Here is a 16549-nt window from a genome sequence, read left to right on the forward strand (position 1 = left end):
CACCCAAAGATGGCCTAGACCCGTTACCTCACCGTAATCTACGCGGGTCGCTGGAGCCCAACTGCCCCCGCGATTCGGTGAGTTACCGCCCGTCGCCGCCCAAACGCGTGGTGAACGAGAACCGGTCCCCGCGGTAAAGCGTCCGCACCCGCTCGGTGGCCCGGCCGCCGGTGTCGTACGAGACCCGGTGGATGAGCAGCATCGGCAGCGCGGGCGGCGTCCCGATGAGCAGCGCCTCGCGCGGGGTCGCGAGCACCGTCTCGATGCGCTCGTCGGCCGAGCCGAAGTCGATGCCGAGGCGTTCGTGGACGTACGAGTAGAAGGACGAGTCCGGGTCGAAGTCGGCGTCGAGGCGCGGCATGCGGGCAACGGCGACGTACGTCGACTCCAGGCCGACCCGCTCGTCGTCGGCGAGCAGCACGCGCTCCATGTGCCAGACGGGTTCGCCGCGCTCCAGACCGATCTCGGCGGCGAGCGCGGGCGGGCACGGGAAGCGGTCGAGGCCGATGAGGTTGCGGCCCGGGCGGCGGCCCTGGCGCCGGACCCCCTCGGTGTACGAGGCCAGGGACAGCGGCTGCTCCAGTTTGGGGCCCGCGACGACGGTGCCCCGGCCCTGGCGCCGCAGCCGCCCTTCGAGCAGCAGCTCGCGCAGCGCCTGCCGCACGGTCTCGCGCGAGACCTCGTAGCGGACGGCGAGGTCACGCTCGGTGGGCAGGGTCTCGCCGCCGCTCAACTCGCCGATGAGCGTGGTGAGTCGGGCCTTCACCGCGTAGTACTTCGGGATGCGGCCGTGCTCGGGGATGCCGTCGCGCACGGGGGCGCCGGGGGCCTGGTCGTTCGGGTAGTCCACGCAGGGATGGTCGCAGACGCCGGTGAACGGCCCGGCCGCGGATACGGCAGGGCCCGCGCCGCCGATGGATCGGCTGGGGCGGCGCGGGCCCTGGTGGTGGGTAGCGGCTGGCTTTCAGCGCCTCCTGAGGCGAAGGCGCCGAGATCCCACCACAAGAGCCCCGCCGCCGAGGAGGAAGGCGCCGGCGGAGGCCCCAAGGCCGAGCAGTGATCCGCTCGGACCCGTCTTGGCGAGCTCGTCCGCGAAGGCCGAGCCCGTACCGTTCCCGTCGCCGTCCTGGGCGATGTCGAACGGGTAGTCGTTGGACTCCCCCACCCAGTCGCCGTCGTCGTCGTGGCGCTGCACGAGCGCGGCGCTGGCGACGACGTGATTGGGGAGGGTGTCGGAGGTGAACGCGAGCCGGATCTTCACCGTGACCGTCTTGCCGGGGCCGACCGAGAACCCGGGGAAGCCGTCGTCGAAGACGCCCACGTTCTCGTCCTGGTCGGTCTTCTCGAACGGCACGGGGCGCCAGCGCGTCCCGTCGAAGAACTCCAGCTGGATCTGGGCCGGCTTGAGCTGCCGCTTCTGGTCGACGAAGACGAGAACGGGGTGGATGTTGCCGCAGCTCGTGCCGGTGGTGTTGGTGAGGTCGAGCGACCACTGCTGGTAGCCGCCGCCCGGGTGGTAGGTGTTCGGCCCCTTGTGGATCGTGCTCTCGATCGGGAAGTCGCCACTGTCCGGGGCGACTTGACAGGTGGGCTCGCGGCTGGCGGCGGCCGCGGTGTTGGTCCCGGTGTCGGTCAGCGCGTCCCGGGCGGGCGGCTGCCGCGGAATGTCGGCCGCGGGCTGCTGCACGGCGACGTCGGCCTGGGCGTCGGGAAGGGCCTGGACGTCGGGCTGGTTCGGCTGCTGGGCGGTGCCGGTGTCGGCGGGGTTCTGGGCCGTGCCGGTGTCGGCCGGGTTCTGGGCCGTGCCCGTGTCCGCCGGGTTCTGGGCCGTGCCCGTGTCCGCCGGGTTCTGGGCCGTGCCGGTGTCGGCGGGGTTCTGGGCGGTGCCCGTGTCAGCGGGGTTCTGGGCTGTACCCGTGTCCGCCGGATTCTGCGCCGTCCCCGTATCGGCCGGATTCTGCGCCGTGCCAGTGTCGGCAGGATTCTGCGCGGTGCCGGTGTCCGCCGGATTCTGCGCCGTCCCCGTATCAGCCGGATTCTGCGCCGTCCCCGTATCCGCCGGATTCTGCGCCATCCCCGTATCCGCAGGATTCTGCACCGCGTCCACGCCCGTCGCCCCGCAGGTCGTCGCTCCAGGCACCGCCGCGCTCAGCACGTCCGTCACCGCGCACACCTGGCTCGACAGGAGCCCGTCCTGCGCAGCCGCCACGACGGGTCCGGCGGGGGCAAGGGTGACGGCGGTGGCGGTGATGCCCAGGGCGAGCGGGCGGCGCAGTCGCATGAAAAACCTTTGGTGGTCGCGGAGTTGACCGACACTCCGCGGGCCCGGGGCCACCGAAGGTCGTGGCCCAGGAATCTGCCACGCGCGCACGACCCACCACACACGACGCGACCCCATACGGCCCAATGGCCGCCAAAGTCCCCTCTATCAGCTCAGTTTCAGTCATTTCCGATTGGCGGGAAAGGCCATATTCCCGCGTCCGAAAACAGGCGCGAGGATCAGTTGTGCGGCCCCCTCGACGACCAGCGTGGCCCCACCCGGAGCGGCCCGAACCGGTATCGCGGGCCCGCCGCCCTCACGCCGGGCGCGCGCGTCGAGCACCCCGGCCACTCCTCGTACGAACCGCTCTTCAGCTGTGAAAACGGTACGTCCGCCGAGGAGTACGGCGTCGATGTCGAGCAGGCTGACCAGATTCCCCGCACCCTCGCCGAGCACCCGCGCCGCCTCGTCGATGCCGGCATCGGTGCCGCCGCCGCTGCCGCCGCCGCTGCCGCCACCGCTTTCCGCGACCGCAGCAAGGCAGAGGGCCTCGATGCAGCCGCGGTTGCCGCAGCCGCATTCCGGACCGTCCAACTGGATCACCTGGTGGCCGAATTCACCCGCCCCCGTACGCGCCCCGCGATAGAGAGCGCCGCCGAGGACGAGGCCCGCGCCGAGTCCGGTGCCGAGGTGGAGATAGGCGAAGGAGCGCGCCCCCTCCCCGGCGGCGCCTTCGAGGGCGAGGCCGAGCGCGGCCGCGTTCGTGTCCTTGTCGACGACGACCGGGAGCCCGAGCCGCTCGGCGAGCGCGTCCCGCAGCGGGAACCCGTCCCACTGCGGGAACCCGGTGACCCGGTGCAGCACCCCGTCGGCGTGGTCGAGCGGCCCGGGCACGGCGACGCCGACCCCGAGCACCGAGGCCCCGGCTCCGTCCCCGGCCCCGGCCCCCTCGTCGAGCAGCGCGTCCACCTCGCGGGCGGTCGCGGTGAGCACGGCGTCGGCACCCGCGCCCAGGTCCAGCGGGGCGCGCCGGGCGGCGACCACGGCGCCGGACAGGTCGAGCAGGACGGCCCGCAGCTCGTCGCGGTCCAGGTGCAGGCCGACCGCGTGCCCGGCGCCCGCGACCAGGCGGAGCACGGTGCGCGGCTTGCCGCCGGTGGACGCCCGGCGCCCGGCCTCCACGACGAGCCCCTCGCCCCGCAGCCGGGCGGTGATCTTGCTGACGGCCTGCGGGGTCAGGCCCGTGCGCTCGGCCAGCTCGAGCCGGCTGATGCCGCTCTCGCCCGCGGTGCGCAGCAGGTCGAGCACGAGCGCGGCGTTGTGCCCGCGCAGGGCGGCGAGGTTCACGCCCGCCGACGTCGCCAGGGGCCTCACATGCGTGTTCACCGCCCCATTGTCCCCTGCGCTTGCACTTTGGCAACACCGTTGCTTAAGTGGAGTGCATGACTGGCATGACTGGCACCCGTTCCCCGCTCAAGGTGGGCCTCGTCGGCTACGGCCTGGCGGGATCCGTCTTCCACGCCCCCCTGATCTCCGCGACCGAGGGCCTGGTGCTCGACACGGTCGTCACCTCGAACCCGGAGCGGCAGGCCCAGGCCCGCGCCGAGTACGGCGACGACCTGCGCTTCGCGGCCTCCCCCGACGAGCTGTGGGCCCGGGCCGACGAGCTCGACCTGATCGTCATCGCGTCCCCGAACAAGACGCACGTAGCGATCGCGACGGCCGCCCTCGAGGCCGGGCTGCCGGTCGTCGTCGACAAGCCGATCGCGGGCACGGCGGCCGAGGCCCGCACGCTCGCGGCGCTCGCCGACGAGCGCGGCCTGCTCCTGTCGGTCTTCCAGAACCGCCGCTGGGACAACGACTTCCTGACCCTCCAGGCCCTCCTCAAGGACGGCGAGCTCGGCGACGTCTGGCGCTTCGAGTCGCGCTTCGAGCGCTGGCGCCCGCAGCCCAAGGGCGGCTGGCGCGAGTCCGGGAACCCGGAGGAGATCGGCGGTCTGCTCTACGACCTCGGCTCCCACGTCGTCGACCAGGCCCTGGTCCTGTTCGGCCCGGCCGTCTCCGTGTACGCGGAGTCGGACGTGCGCCGCGCGGGCACCACGGCCGACGACGACACGTTCATCGCGATCACCCACGCGAACGGCGTCCGCTCGCACCTGTACGTCTCCGCCACCACCGCCCAGCTCGGCCCGCGCTTCCGCGTCCTCGGCTCCCAGGCGGGCTACGTGAAGTACGGCCTCGACCCGCAGGAGGGCGCGCTGCGCGAGGGCAGGCGCCCGGTGGCCGGTGAGCCGTGGGGCGTGGAGTCCGAGTCGCTGTGGGGCAAGGTCGGCTCCGGAGAGTCCCCGCTCACGGGCGGCGGCCGTCCGGTCCGGACGCTGCCGGGCGACTACCCCGCGTACTACGCCGCCGTGGCCGCGGCCCTGCGCGACGGCGGCCCGAACCCGGTGCCCGCGACGCAGGCCGCCGACGCCCTCGACGTCCTGGAGGCGGCGCGCCGCTCGGCCCGCGACGGTGTGACGGTGCAGTTGTGAGCGCCCCGAAGACGTCGCTGCCGACCACGGCCCCCGACATCGAGACGCTTCAGGAGCAGGAACGGCGCCTGGTCCTCGACTCGTTCACGTACGACGACGCATGGGCGCTCGGCAGCCTCCTGGTCGAGCTGGCCCGCGAGCGGCAGGCGCCGGTCGCCATCGACATCACGCGCGGCGGCCAGCAGCTGTTCCACGCGGCGCTGCCCGGTTCGACGCCGGACAACGACGCGTGGATCGCCCGCAAGCGCCGCGTCGTCGAGCGCTACCAGGTCTCCTCGTACCTGGTCGGCAGCCGCTTCCGCGCCAAGGGCACCACGTTCGAGGAGTCCTCGCGCCTGGACCCGGACACGTACGCGGCCCACGGCGGCGCCTTCCCGATCGCCGTACGGGGAGCGGGAGTCGTGGGCACCGTCGTGGTGTCGGGCCTGCCGCAGATCGAGGACCACGCGATGGTCGTCGAGGCGCTGGAGCGGTTCAGCTCCGGCGGCTGACCCGGCGAGGTCTGCGCACCACGAGCACGATCGCCGCGCCTGCCGCCACGGTGGCCGCGGCGATCGCGCCGAGCACCGTGCTGCCCTCGGCCGAGCCACCGGTCTCGGCGAGTTCCCCGCCGTCGGTGGAGCCGCCCGCGTCACCGCCGCCGGTGGAGCCTCCGCCGCTGTTCCCGCCCGTCGTACCGCCGGTGGTCGTGCCCGGCGTGCTCTCGGACGGGCTCGGCTTCGGAGTCGGCGTCGGGGTCGGGGTCGGCGTCGGGGTCGGTGTCGGGGTCGGAGTGGGGGTGGGCGTCGGAGTGGGTGCGGCGCACGTCGGCAGGTCGCCCTCGAAGGGGTAGGCGTGGAACTCCTGGCCGCCGCCGCCCGTGGCCGAGGACGCGTGGGTGAGGGAACCGGTCGTGTAGAAGCGGCCGTTGAAGCCGGACATCGCGACCGTGGTCATGCTCGCGGGATTGCCCATCAGGGCGCTGCCGGAGAACTGCGTGGTGCCGCCCAGCTTCACATCGGTGGCGTCGGGGAAGTTCCACAGCAGCCGGTTGCGCAGCTCGGCCGGGAGCATCGCGTCGTAGCTGCTGATCTCGCGCGCGTCCCCGTAGACGTTGACGAGCACGGTGGCACCGGCCGGGATGTTCGCGAACCGGTACGACTCCTGGCCGCCGCTCGCACTGACCAGGTCGAAGTCGACGTCGAAGACCTGGATCGGGGAGCTGCCGTCGCCGGTGAACAGCGTGGTGCTGCCGTCGTTGACGGCAGTGCCGGTGGCCGGCCGGTGGGCGCCGTCGACGTACGCGTAACAGTGGCTGGCCTCCTCGAGTTCGCCGCGCAGCGCCCGGAACGGGTCGATCGCCGCGGCGTCCTTGATCGCGGCCGGGCTGACCGTCCCGGTGTGCGCGCCGCCGTAGCGGACCTTGCCGCTGATCGCGCCCTCCTCCGCGAGGAGCCGCTCCCCCGTGGCGACGGTCAGGTCGCCGCCGACGGTGAGGAAGTCGGTGCCGTCCTCCGGCGGGACGCGGGAGCCGACCCCGGCGACGCCGACGTTGTAGATCTGCGAGACACCGGCGTCCTTGTCCTGGTCGAAGTTCCCGAGGACGACGACCTTGCCCTCCGCCTCGGCGGCGGCCCGGCGTACGAGCATGTCACCGCCGACGAAGACGTTGATGTTGTTGTCCCGCCCGGCCGGGGTCCCGTTGTTCGGGTCCGGGTACGAGCCGGGGCAGTTGCTCCCCTTGCAGGGGCCGAGCCCTCCGGGCAGCGGATCGGCGTACGCGCCCCCGGCGACGCCCCCGACGACGAGGGCGGCCGAGGCGACGACAACGGCAGCACGAATTCTTCGCATGACCGCACTATGCGAACGCCCCGCACGAATCCCCCCGCAGACACGCGAGGGGCGCCCCCGTTCGGGGGCGCCCCTTCAGGGGCGCGGGGAACGGCGCGAGCAACCACAACGGCGTAACAGCCGCGAACGAACCAGCAACCCGCAACGGCGAAGGGGCGTATCCCTGTATCCCCGGATCCCCGTACACCCGTACACCCGTACACCCGTATCCCGCTCCCAGCGGAGCGCCTACGCGTCCTTGAGCTCCTGCCGCTGCCGTCCAAGCCCCTCGATCTCCAGCTCCACCACGTCCCCGGCCCGCAGGTACGGCTTCGGCTCGGGGTGGCCCATGGCGACGCCCGCCGGGGTGCCCGTGTTGATGACGTCACCCGGGTACAGCGTCATGAACTGGCTGACGTAGCGCACCACTTCGGCCACCGAGAAGATCTGCTCGGCGGTCGTGCCGTCCTGCTTGAGTTCGCCGTTGACCCAGAGCTTGAGGCCGAGGTTCTGCGGGTCCGCGACCTCGTCGGAGGTGACCAGCCACGGGCCGAGCGGGTTGAACGTCTCGCAGTTCTTGCCCTTGTCCCAGGTGCCGCCGCGCTCGATCTGGAACTCGCGCTCGGACACGTCGTGCGCGACCGCGTACCCGGCGACGCACGCGAGCGCCGCCTCCTGGGACTCGACGTAGCGGGCCGTACGTCCGATGACCACGGCCAGCTCCACCTCCCAGTCGGTCTTGGTGGAACGGCGCGGCACGAGCACCGTGTCGTGCGGCCCGACCACCGTGTCCGCCGCCTTGAAGAAGACGACGGGCTCGGCGGGCGGCTCGGCCCCGGTCTCGCGCGCGTGGTCGTGGTAGTTCAGGCCGATGCACACGACCTTGCCGATGCGGCCCACCGGCGGGCCCGTGCGCAGCCCGGTGGCATCGAGCGCGGGCAGCTCTCCGGATGCGGCGGCGGCGCGGACCCGGTCGAGGGCGGCGTCGTCGGACAGGAGCGCTCCGTCGATGTCCTGCACCAGTCCCGACAGGTCACGCAGGGTGCCGTCGGCGTCGAGGAGCGCGGGACGCTCGGCTCCGGCGGGACCGACTCGCAGCAGCTTCATGGGGTAACTCCCTCTGTTCTAGGAGGAGCCTCCATGGCCGAGTGCGGTGTTCAACCATCGGAGGTCTGGTCGATCCTCCAATTTCGGCGTCCAGTCCGCAATACCCCGTTCACGGACTGGACCCGGACCGCCTCGTGCCCCGCGTTCTCAGACCGGCAGCGCGGCCGCCGCCCCGGGCACCATGTCCCGGTACAGCACGGCCCGCTCGATCGCACTCCAGGTCGTCGACGTGACGACGTACAGCGCGGCGGCGAGCGGCACCGCGGCCACCGTGAACAGCGTCATGAACGACATCAGCGGCATGAACTTCGTCATGGCCGTCATCGCCCCGGCACCCGGCGCCTGCTCGGTGGCGGCGTCCGGCTTCGGGGCGAGCGCCATCTGCCGCTTGGTGCGCCGGTAGTTGAAGGTGGCGACGGCCGAGACGAGCGCGAACAGCGCCACGTAGACGAGCCCCTGCGCGCCGAAGAGCCCGCCGTGCGCGAGGGCGTCGGTGAAGTTCCCGCCGAGCGGGGCGGCGCCGAGGGTGTGGCCGAGCAGGGCGTTGGGGTCACCGCCGATGCTCCTGCTGGAGAACAGGTGGTAGAGCAGGAAGAACGCCGGCATCTGGAACAGCATCGGCAGGCACCCGGAGAGCGGGGACACCTTCTCCTCCCGGTGGAGCTCCATGATCGCCTTCTGCAGCGCCTCTGCGCTCTTGTTGTCCCTCTTGTGCTTCTTGCGCAGCTCGGCGATGCGCGGCTGCAGCTTCAGGCGCTCGCGCTGACCCCGGGCACCGGCCCGCGACAGGGGGTGCACGAGGAGGCGTACGAACGCGGTGAACAGGATGATCGCCGCGGCCGTGGCCGAGGCGTGGAACAGGGGCTGGAGCAGATCGGCGAGGTGCTCGACCAGGCTCGCGAAGGCAGACAGGAACGACGACATGGGGTGAACCCTCCGGGGGTCTCGTCATGACCGGAAACTCTGGGAACAGGGATTTCGGCGTGACGGACTACGGACCCGGCGTCAGGACAGGCGCGGTGTCAGCAGGCCGTCGGAACGAGACGGCCCGGTGCTCGGGGCCTGGTGCGCCCGGAGGCGTCCGGATCGCGCTGGGGCAGGAACGCGGTGCGCTGTTCCCGGTCGCGCATGGCGGTGCGCACCCGGTGGCGCGGCACGGCCGGCACGCTGCGCGCGGCGAGCAGGGCGCAGGCGGCGAGGGCGGAACCCGCGGCGGCGGTCGCGGCGAGCGCGACGGCCCCGGCGAGGCTGCCGGTGTCGAGCAGCACGGTCTCGACGAGGAGGAGCAGCAGGAGCGCGGCCGGGCGCAGGGTCGTGGACCAGCCCTTCATGTGCACTCCCCTCTCTTCCCGCACGACTCCCGCACGACTCCCGTACGGCTCCCGTACGGCGATGCGTCCTGCCAGTTATACAGCGTCTATACAGCCTCGGTCACGACCGGCTGAAGCAGGCGGTGGGGTGCGAGCAGGGCCCGGCTGACCGGATCGGCGGGGTCCGGGTCGAGCCCCTCGCCCGGCAGCATCTCGACTTCCTCGGGGGGCACCGGGCCTCCACACGTGGCGCACTCCCCCACGACACCCAGCAGGGTCCCGCAGGCGGCGTGCCGGAACTCACGCATCACCGCGGTCCCGGGAATGCCGCGCCCCCACGCGCCGAGCGCCCGCAGCACCGGCCACAGCTCACGCCCGCGCTCGGTGACGACGTACTCGTCGCGCGGCGGCGACTCCTGGTAGCGGCGCTTGTCCAGGACTCCGGCCGCGGTGAGTGCCTGGAGCCGGGAGGCGAGGACTGCACGGGGGATGCCGAGGTGGACGAGGAAGTCGTTGTAGCGCCGCACGCCGTAGAGCGCGTCGCGCACGACGAGCAGCGTCCAGCGCTCGCCGACGATCTCCAGCGCGCGGGCGATGGAGCACTCCTGGTCTGCGTAGTCCTTGCCGAGAGCCATGCCCCTCACTGTAGCCACTTTTCCCGTCTTTGGTTCAGTGAATGAACCTACCGTGCTACGTTCATGTCGCCCGGCAAGTTCATTCACTGAACCTACGACTGGACGGTTCCAGCCATGCCACAGCCCGTACTCACCAAGACCCCACAGGACGCCGCGCCCACCGCGAACCGCCCCGCCGCCACCCTCGCCGTCACGAGCGCGGCGACGGCCGTGGCACTGATGACGTACACCGCGCCGATGATCACGCTCGGCGACACGGCCGCGTCCCTGCACACGGCCCTGTCCTCGCAGGCCTGGCTGCTGAACGGCACCCCGCTCGGGCTCGCCGCGCTGCTCCTGGTCGCGGGCAGTCTCGCCGACGACTACGGGCGCCGCCGCGCCTTCGTCCTCGGCACCTTCGCCCTCGGCCTGACGACGATCCTGGGCGCGCTCGCCCCGAACACCCTCCTGTTCACGCTCGCCCGCGTCACCCAGGGCGCCTCGTCGGCCGCGATCATCGCCGCGAGCCTGGGGCTGCTGGTGCACGCGTTCCCGACCCCGGCGGGCCGGATCAGGGCGACCGGCGTGTGGGGCGCGTTCGTCAGCGGCGGCATCGCGCTCGGCCCGGTCGCCGCGGGCGGCATCGCCCGTCTCGCCGACTGGCGCTGGTCGTACGCGGTCCTCGGCGGCGCCACGCTCCTCGTCGCGGCCCTCGCCCCCAGGGCCCTGACCGAGTCGCGCTCGCCCCGCGCGGGCCGCCCCGACCTGCCCGGCGCCCTGGCCCTCGGGCTCGCGCTCGTCGCCCTCCTGGCCGCGCTCACCCTCGGCCGCGACGGCTGGCTGCGCGCCCCCATCGGCGTACTCCTCGCCGCAACTGCCGTACTCCTGGCGGCATTTGTGGTGATCGAGCGCCGCAGTGCGACCCCCATGCTCGACCTCTCCCTCCTGCGCCGCCCCCTCTTCCTCGCCTCCACGGCGGGCGGCCTCTTCACGGGCCTGTCGGTCATCGCGCTCTTCAGCTACGTCCCCACGCTCGTCCAGCACACGATGGACGTGACCCCGATGGGCACGGCGGGCCTGTTCGTGATCTGGTCCGGCACGTCGTTCCTCGTCGCCCTCCAGGCCCGGCGCCTGGCCGGAAGGGTCTCGCCGCGCCACCAGCTCGCGGTCGGTTTCGTCCTGCACGCCCTCGCCGTCGCCACGATGCTGGGCGCGGCCGGCTCCGGCCTGTGGACGCGGCTGCTGCCCGGCCTCGTCGTCTCCGGCATCGGCAGCGGCCTGCTCAACGCCGCGCTGCCGCTCCTCGCCGTCGAGTCGGTCCCGGCAGGGCGCGCGGCGATGGGCTCGGGCGCGGGCAACACGGCCCGCTACATCGGTTCGGCCGCGGGCGTGGCCCTGATGATCGCGGTGTCCACGTCGACCGGCACCTCCCGGCACGCTCTCGACCGGGGCACGAACACGGCCCTGCTCGTGTCGGGCGCTCTGGCCCTCGCGGCGGCGGGGCTGCTCCTCGCACTGCGGGAGCGGGCACCGCGGCGGGAGCGCGCGTAGACGCCGCTTGCGGGGGTTGTCCCCACCCAGGAGACGGGCGCCACTCCCATGGGACGGCGCCCCCCGCGCCCCTAGCGTGAACGGTGCGACCACACCGAGGTGTTCGAGGGGACGAGGGACATGTTCAAGCTGGCCAGGCGCACCATCCGGTACCGGGGGAAGAGCCTCACCGCCACCTTCCTCGCGCTCTTCCTCGGCACGGTCATCGTGATGGCCTGCGGCGGCCTGCTGGAGACCGGCGTACGCAACAACGCACCCGCCCAACGCCTCGCGCAGGCCGACCTCGTGGTGGCCGGGGACCGGTCCGTGGAACCTCCGCACAAGGGCGACCCCAACGACAACGAGGACCCGGCGATCATGCCCGAGCGGGTGCCCGTGCCCACGGCCGTGCTCGGTCGGGTGCGGGGCGTCGAGGGCGTGCGCGAGGCCGTCGCCGAGCGGACCTTCGAAGCGGCGCTCGTCCGCGACGGAGCCGCACCGGTGCAGGCGCAGGCACACGGCTGGTCCTCAACTCCCTTCGCCCCGTTCGGAATTGCCGAGGGCAAGGCGCCGACGCGGGACAGTGAGGTGGCGCTCGACGCCAGGACCGCGCGGGCGGCGGGCGTCGGCCCCGGCGACCGCGTCGGCATCGCGGCCGGGGACGGCACGCGGACGTACACCGTGAGCGCGGTGGTGAAGCCGAGCCACCGCGTGGACCGGGCTGCGCTGTTCCTCACCGACGCCCGGGCCCGTGAACTCGCCCCCGCGGTCGCGGACATCGCCGTACGGACGGCGCCCGGCGCGGACCCCGGCGCCGTGCGGGACCGGGTCGCCGCCGCGCTCGACGGGCAGCACCTCAAGGTCGTGACGGGCGACGACCGCGGCACGGTGGAGTTCCCCGAGGTACTGACCAGCGGCACCGATCTGGTCGCGCTGGCCGGGGTGTTCGGCGGCATGGCCACCGTCGTCGCGGTCATGGTGGTGTCCGGGACGGTCACCCTGTCGGTGTCCCAGCGGCGCCGGGAGTTCGGGCTCCTGCGCTCCATCGGCTCGACGCAGCGCCAGCTGCGGCGGATGCTGCTGACGGAGACCCTGTTCGTCACCGTGGCCGCGGCGGGCGCGGGCTGGTTCGCGGGACCGCCGGTGGGCCGGCGGCTGTTCGGCGAGTTCCGGTCCACGGGCTTCGTCTCCGACTCCGTGACGTACGCGCAGGGCTGGATCCCCGCCGTCGCCGCGGGCGGCGCGCTGCTGATCACCGCGCTCCTCGGCGGCTGGATCGGCGCGCGGCGCGGCGTGAACGTGAAGCCGGTGGAGGCACTGCGGGACGCCGAGGTGCAGCTGCGCTGGGCGAACCCGCTGCGGATCGTCCTCGCCGTCCTGTTCCTGTCCGGGGCCGCCGCCCTCGCGATCCTCACCGTCCTCCTCTTCGACGGGCCGATCGCGGCCAGCACCGCGGGTCCGACCGTGCTGTGCGCCGTCATCGGCTTCGCGCTCATCGGCCCGGGCCTGACCAAGCTGATGGCGTGGCTGATCGGCGGCCCGGTGCGGCTGCTCACCGGCTCCAGCGGCAGGCTCGCCGTCTCGCACGCCCGGGTCCGCGCCGTCCGCATGGCCGCCGTGGTGACGCCGCTGATGCTGGCGACGGGCATGGCGACCGGCAACCTCTACCTCCAGACCACGCAGATCGAGGCCACGAAGTCGGCGTACGCGGCCAACCTCCGTGCGGACGCGGTGCTTTCACCGGCGGCGGGCGGAGTGTCCGACGCCCTCCTCGCCGAAGTCCGTCGCACCAAGGGCGTCGAGGCCGCGAGCGCCTATGCGACGAGCACGGGCTTCATCGACGGCGTGACCGCCGAGGACGGCATCCCCCTCCAGGGCGTCAGCGCCCGGCAGGCCTCGCTCACCACGGCCGTACGACCGATCGAGGGCAGCCTGGAGAAACTCGACGGGAACACCGTGGCGCTGACCACCGACCGTGCCCGCACGCTGCACAAGGCGGTCGGCGACAGCTTCACGCTCCGGCTCGGCGACCGCGGCGAGGTCGACGTCCGCATCGTCGCGCTCTTCGAGGGCCGACCCGGCTACGAGACGGCCTTCCTGCCCGTCGGCCTGCTCGCCACCCACACGGACCTGGGCCGCCCGTCGCAGATCCTGGTCCGGGCGTCGTCCGCGGCCCTCCCGGCCCTCGCCGCCCTCGAATCCCGCACACCGGGACTCCACGTCACCGACCGCGAGGCACTGATCGAGGCCAACGCCGCGAACACGCAGACCCAGGCCTGGATCAACTACCTCCTCATCGCCATGATCGTCGCCTACACGGTGCTCTCGGTGGTGAACACCCTGGTCCTCTCGGTCACCAACCGCCGCCGGGAGTTCGCCCTCCAGCGGCTGGTCGGCTCCACGAAGGGCCAGGTCATGAAGATGCTGACCATCGAGGCCCTGCTCGTCGCCGCGATCGGCCTGCTGCTCGGCACAGCGGCCGCGAGCACCTCGCTGATCCCGTTCGCCCGGGCGGCCGCGCACACCTGGATGCCGTCCGGACCCTGGTGGATCTACGGCGCGATCGTGGCCGGAGCGGTCACGCTGTCGCTGGCCGCGACGCTGCTGCCGGCCTGGGCGACGCTGCGGACGCGGGCGGTGGAAGCGGCGGGGGCACAGGAGTAGGCACAGGAGCAGGCACAGGAACAGGCACCTGGTTCTATGCGATGTCCCCGATCGGATCCCGGGCGAGCACGTCCTCGTCCGCCCGCTCGTCCCGGTCGGCCGGGCACACGTACGTCACCAGCACCGTCACGGCGAGATTGGCGGCGAGGGCGACGATCCCGGCGTTCACCCCGAACACCGGATCGTGCTCGCTGAACACGAGCCCGCACACGATCCCGACCCCGACGACGAGCCCGCTCAGCGCACCCACCAGACTCAACCGCCGCCACAACAACCCCACCAGCAGCATCGGTACGAGCTGTGCCATCCCCTCGTACGAGATGAGGGAGAGCCGCACGAGGGTGTTCGGCGCGGCATACGTCAGCACGAGCGCGAGCGCCCCCGCGACGACGACCACGACCTGCGACCCGGCCTTCTGCGCCCGCGACGACGCCTCCGACGTCCCCCGCCACCGCGGCACGAGCGACATCACACTGCTCCCCCACATCGTCCCGATGACCAGCATGAACACGGCCATCGGCACGATCGACGACAGCGCGGCCGCGACCCCGATGATCCCCACGGCCCAGGCGGGCAGCGAGTCGACGACGAGCTTGAGCAGCGCGAGGTTCGACTCGGCACCGGTCAGCCCGGGCACGACGAACAGCGCCGCCATGCCCAACAGCATGGGCACGAAGAGGAGCACGTTGTAGGCGGGCAGCCACATGGCGTTGCGCCGCAGCCCGTCCGCGCTGCGGGCACCGAGGTACCCGGCGACGGTCGTCGGGAAGATGACGACGGTGAGCGCGTTCAGGAAGGTGGTGGTGGCGAACCACCCTTCCCCGTACGGCGATCCACCACTCCCCGGCAACGTCAGCCAGGCGCTCTTCTCCTCCACGAGCCGCCCGAGGAAGTCCCCGTACCCGTCGAAGTAGTGCAGAGGTACGTACACGGCGAGGAAGGCGAGCGTGACGATGACGAGCACGTCCTTCAGGACGGACACCCAGGCGCTCCCCCGCAGCCCGCTCACCACGACGAAGACGGTGGTGACGGCGAAGCCGATGAAATACGCCCAGTTGAGGCTGATGGCGCCGTAGGAGATGGTCGAAACAACCACACCCATCCCCGTGATCTGCAACTGGATGTAGGGCAGCAGGAAAACGGTGACGAGCACGGCGACGGCGGCACCGAGCCACGGCCGCCGGTACCGGTGGGCGACCATGTCCGTGATGCTCACGAGCCCGTGCTTGCGCGCGTACGCCCACAGCATCGGCCCGACGACGTAGCCGACGGCGTAACCGCACGACATGTAGGCGACGACGTAGAGGACGGGCGCGCCGAAGTTGTACCCCCATCCCGCGGCCCCCAGATAACTGAAGCTCGTGTACCCCTCCCCCGCCATGAGCACCCAGATGAACACGGCCCCGAGCGAACGCCCGCCCACCGACCACTCGGTGAGCCCTCCGCCCTTCCCCTTGCCGCGCACCGCGAGCAGCCCGAGGGCGAGCGTGACGACCATGAAGGCCCCGAAGAGGGTGCTGGCAACGGCCCCGTCGCTCATGACTGCCGCCGCCCTTCGCGCAGCTTCCGGTCCCCGCGCCAGGTAAGCCATACGGAGACGGGCGTGAGCAGGGTCGCGGCGAGCAGCCACACGAACAGGAACGGCAGCCCGAGCACGACGGGCTCGACACGGTTCACGAACGGGAGCGCGCCGACGTAGAGCACGAAGGGCACGAGGAGCCAGAGCAGATGGGGTCGACGGGACCGGCGGTTGATCACGAGCAGGGAGCCTATCGAGCTATCGGGGCGTCACCCGGCTCAACTTCCCCCACACCACGAGCCGGTATCTGGAGGTGAACTCCGGGGTGCAGGTGGTGAGGGTGATGTAGTACCCCGGCGCGCTGTACCCGGCCGACGGCACGACGCGGCTGCGCGGGACGGGCCGGATCACCCCACCGTCAGAGGCGGATGTCTGCGCCAGGCTCTTGTCGACGACATACGTATAGGTGGCGCTCTTCGTCTCGACGGTGACGGTGTCGCCGCGCCGCAGCCGGTTGATGTAACGGAACGGCTCGCCATGGGTGTTGCGGTGCCCGGCGAGCGCGAAGTTCCCGGCGCCGCCGGGCTGCGCGGTGCCGGGGTAGTGGCCGACGTACCCGTGGTTGAGGACGTTCGGCTTGCTGATGCCCTGCGCGACGGGGGCCCGCAGGCCGAGGCGCGGGATGGAGATGATGGCGTAGGCCTGGTCCCAGCGGGGTTGGGGGGCGACGTTCCGCCGGGCCCCGCTCCCGCTCCTGCCGGTGCCGGAGGAACCGGTGCCGGCGGAAGGGGTCACGGCGGGGTCGTCATCGGCCTCGTCGCTGCCGGCGGCCCCGTCGCTGCCGGGTTGATCGGTCGCGGCGGGTTGGTCGGTGGCGGTGGGGTGCTGCCACTCCCGCTCCAGGGCCTGCACCTTGTGCCCGGCATCGGCCTTGGCCTGCCGGTTGGTCCACCACAGCTGATGCACGACGAGCAGCAGCAGGACGAGGCCGAGGGTGACGGCGACTTCGGCGCCGGTCCACAGGGCGCGACGCCCCGGTGAGCGGGCGGGACGCACCCGAGCCGCCCGCCGGGCCGCCCTCGGGGCCACCCCTTGGGCCACGCCTTGGGTCACCACGCGGGGCCCGTCGTCCGTACGCGTACGCTGCAGCACGCGCGCAAGATAGATCGCGCGGCCTCAACTATCCAGCCCACCACCGCATT

The 16549-nt window shown here is 72.4% G+C and carries 15 protein-coding genes; 4 read left to right on the top strand and 11 right to left on the bottom strand.

Annotated features, from left to right (window positions below; all coding sequences use genetic code 11):
- Nucleotides 1–82 precede the first annotated feature (82 nt).
- The 3 genes from ACIBUY_RS10735 to ACIBUY_RS10745 all read right to left on the bottom strand — a co-directional run bounded on the left by ACIBUY_RS10735 (nt 83) and on the right by ACIBUY_RS10745 (nt 3646).
- A complete protein-coding gene (locus ACIBUY_RS10735; protein WP_365563413.1) occupies nt 83–850 on the bottom strand; it encodes a GntR family transcriptional regulator in 768 nt (255 codons plus the stop codon).
- 114 nt (nt 851–964) lie between these two features.
- Nucleotides 965–2281 carry a hypothetical protein gene (locus tag ACIBUY_RS10740; protein WP_399152376.1) on the bottom strand — a complete coding sequence of 439 codons (1317 nt, stop codon included), beginning with the start codon at nt 2279–2281 and terminating at the stop codon, nt 965–967.
- A 162-nt stretch (nt 2282–2443) separates the two neighbouring features.
- Entirely contained in the window at nt 2444–3646 is a 1203-nt protein-coding gene (locus tag ACIBUY_RS10745; protein ID WP_399152377.1) for an ROK family protein, read from the bottom strand.
- A 56-nt stretch (nt 3647–3702) separates the two neighbouring features.
- Here ACIBUY_RS10745 and ACIBUY_RS10750 point away from each other — a divergent pair, with 56 nt between their 5' ends.
- Nucleotides 3703–4794 (top strand): Gfo/Idh/MocA family oxidoreductase, encoded by a 1092-nt coding sequence (locus tag ACIBUY_RS10750; RefSeq protein WP_365563404.1) that lies wholly within the window; start codon nt 3703–3705, stop codon nt 4792–4794.
- Nucleotides 4791–5285: a heme-degrading domain-containing protein gene (locus ACIBUY_RS10755; RefSeq protein ID WP_365563401.1), complete on the top strand. Its 495-nt coding sequence runs from the start codon at nt 4791–4793 to the stop codon at nt 5283–5285. Before ACIBUY_RS10750 ends, ACIBUY_RS10755 begins: the two co-directional genes overlap by 4 nt.
- On the opposite strand, the gene ACIBUY_RS10760 is transcribed toward ACIBUY_RS10755, so the two are convergent.
- The 5 genes from ACIBUY_RS10760 to ACIBUY_RS10780 all read right to left on the bottom strand — a co-directional run bounded on the left by ACIBUY_RS10760 (nt 5269) and on the right by ACIBUY_RS10780 (nt 9655).
- The gene (locus tag ACIBUY_RS10760; RefSeq protein WP_399152378.1) at nt 5269–6624 is read right to left on the bottom strand and encodes a choice-of-anchor A family protein; all 1356 of its coding nucleotides are present in this window, start codon (nt 6622–6624) and stop codon (nt 5269–5271) included. The two genes, ACIBUY_RS10755 and ACIBUY_RS10760, sit on opposite strands and share 17 nt — an antisense overlap.
- A 228-nt stretch (nt 6625–6852) precedes the next feature.
- Nucleotides 6853–7710, bottom strand: a complete 858-nt coding sequence (locus ACIBUY_RS10765; protein WP_365563395.1) for a fumarylacetoacetate hydrolase family protein — start codon at nt 7708–7710, stop codon at nt 6853–6855.
- Between the two features lie 147 nt (nt 7711–7857).
- On the bottom strand, nt 7858–8634 hold the full coding sequence (locus ACIBUY_RS10770) for a YidC/Oxa1 family membrane protein insertase (protein ID WP_399152379.1): 777 nt from the start codon (nt 8632–8634) through the stop codon (nt 7858–7860).
- Between the two features lie 98 nt (nt 8635–8732).
- The gene (locus ACIBUY_RS10775) at nt 8733–9041 is read right to left on the bottom strand and encodes a DUF6412 domain-containing protein (protein ID WP_365563391.1); all 309 of its coding nucleotides are present in this window, start codon (nt 9039–9041) and stop codon (nt 8733–8735) included.
- 86 nt (nt 9042–9127) lie between these two features.
- The gene (locus tag ACIBUY_RS10780; RefSeq protein WP_365563389.1) at nt 9128–9655 is read right to left on the bottom strand and encodes a helix-turn-helix domain-containing protein; all 528 of its coding nucleotides are present in this window, start codon (nt 9653–9655) and stop codon (nt 9128–9130) included.
- Nucleotides 9656–9769: 114 nt separating this feature from the next.
- Here ACIBUY_RS10780 and ACIBUY_RS10785 point away from each other — a divergent pair, with 114 nt between their 5' ends.
- Together ACIBUY_RS10785 and ACIBUY_RS10790 are read left to right on the top strand one after the other, a co-directional pair.
- The gene (locus ACIBUY_RS10785; protein ID WP_399152380.1) at nt 9770–11185 is read left to right on the top strand and encodes an MFS transporter; all 1416 of its coding nucleotides are present in this window, start codon (nt 9770–9772) and stop codon (nt 11183–11185) included.
- A 120-nt stretch (nt 11186–11305) separates the two neighbouring features.
- Nucleotides 11306–13828 (top strand): FtsX-like permease family protein, encoded by a 2523-nt coding sequence (locus tag ACIBUY_RS10790; RefSeq protein WP_399152381.1) that lies wholly within the window; start codon nt 11306–11308, stop codon nt 13826–13828.
- Between the two features lie 34 nt (nt 13829–13862).
- On the opposite strand, the gene ACIBUY_RS10795 is transcribed toward ACIBUY_RS10790, so the two are convergent.
- The 3 genes from ACIBUY_RS10795 to ACIBUY_RS10805 are packed head-to-tail and all read right to left on the bottom strand — an operon-like array spanning nt 13863 to nt 16436.
- Nucleotides 13863–15368, bottom strand: a complete 1506-nt coding sequence (locus ACIBUY_RS10795; RefSeq protein WP_365563380.1) for a sodium:solute symporter family protein — start codon at nt 15366–15368, stop codon at nt 13863–13865.
- Complete coding sequence (locus ACIBUY_RS10800; protein ID WP_365563377.1) at nt 15365–15586, bottom strand: DUF3311 domain-containing protein; 222 nt, start codon at nt 15584–15586, stop codon at nt 15365–15367. The genes ACIBUY_RS10795 and ACIBUY_RS10800 overlap by 4 nt, the downstream gene beginning before the upstream one ends.
- A 19-nt stretch (nt 15587–15605) precedes the next feature.
- On the bottom strand, nt 15606–16436 hold the full coding sequence (locus ACIBUY_RS10805) for a class E sortase (RefSeq protein WP_399152529.1): 831 nt from the start codon (nt 16434–16436) through the stop codon (nt 15606–15608).
- Nucleotides 16437–16549 lie beyond the last annotated feature (113 nt).

It is taken from the genome of Streptomyces sp. NPDC050085, from assembly GCF_044460595.1.
Taxonomy (GTDB): domain Bacteria; phylum Actinomycetota; class Actinomycetes; order Streptomycetales; family Streptomycetaceae; genus Streptomyces.

Excerpts from the sequence above, each read along its gene's own strand:
- ACIBUY_RS10795 (WP_365563380.1), bottom strand. The coding sequence starts at position 15,368 with ATGAGCGACGGGGCCGTTGCCAGCACCCTCTTCGGGGCCTTCATGGTC.
- ACIBUY_RS10740 (WP_399152376.1), bottom strand. The coding sequence starts at position 2,281 with ATGCGACTGCGCCGCCCGCTCGCCCTGGGCATCACCGCCACCGCCGTC.
- ACIBUY_RS10750 (WP_365563404.1), top strand. The coding sequence starts at position 3,703 with ATGACTGGCATGACTGGCACCCGTTCCCCGCTCAAGGTGGGCCTCGTC.
- ACIBUY_RS10765 (WP_365563395.1), bottom strand. The coding sequence starts at position 7,710 with ATGAAGCTGCTGCGAGTCGGTCCCGCCGGAGCCGAGCGTCCCGCGCTC.
- ACIBUY_RS10790 (WP_399152381.1), top strand. The coding sequence starts at position 11,306 with ATGTTCAAGCTGGCCAGGCGCACCATCCGGTACCGGGGGAAGAGCCTC.
- ACIBUY_RS10780 (WP_365563389.1), bottom strand. The coding sequence starts at position 9,655 with ATGGCTCTCGGCAAGGACTACGCAGACCAGGAGTGCTCCATCGCCCGC.
- ACIBUY_RS10775 (WP_365563391.1), bottom strand. The coding sequence starts at position 9,041 with ATGAAGGGCTGGTCCACGACCCTGCGCCCGGCCGCGCTCCTGCTGCTC.
- ACIBUY_RS10785 (WP_399152380.1), top strand. The coding sequence starts at position 9,770 with ATGCCACAGCCCGTACTCACCAAGACCCCACAGGACGCCGCGCCCACC.
- ACIBUY_RS10760 (WP_399152378.1), bottom strand. The coding sequence starts at position 6,624 with ATGCGAAGAATTCGTGCTGCCGTTGTCGTCGCCTCGGCCGCCCTCGTC.
- ACIBUY_RS10770 (WP_399152379.1), bottom strand. The coding sequence starts at position 8,634 with ATGTCGTCGTTCCTGTCTGCCTTCGCGAGCCTGGTCGAGCACCTCGCC.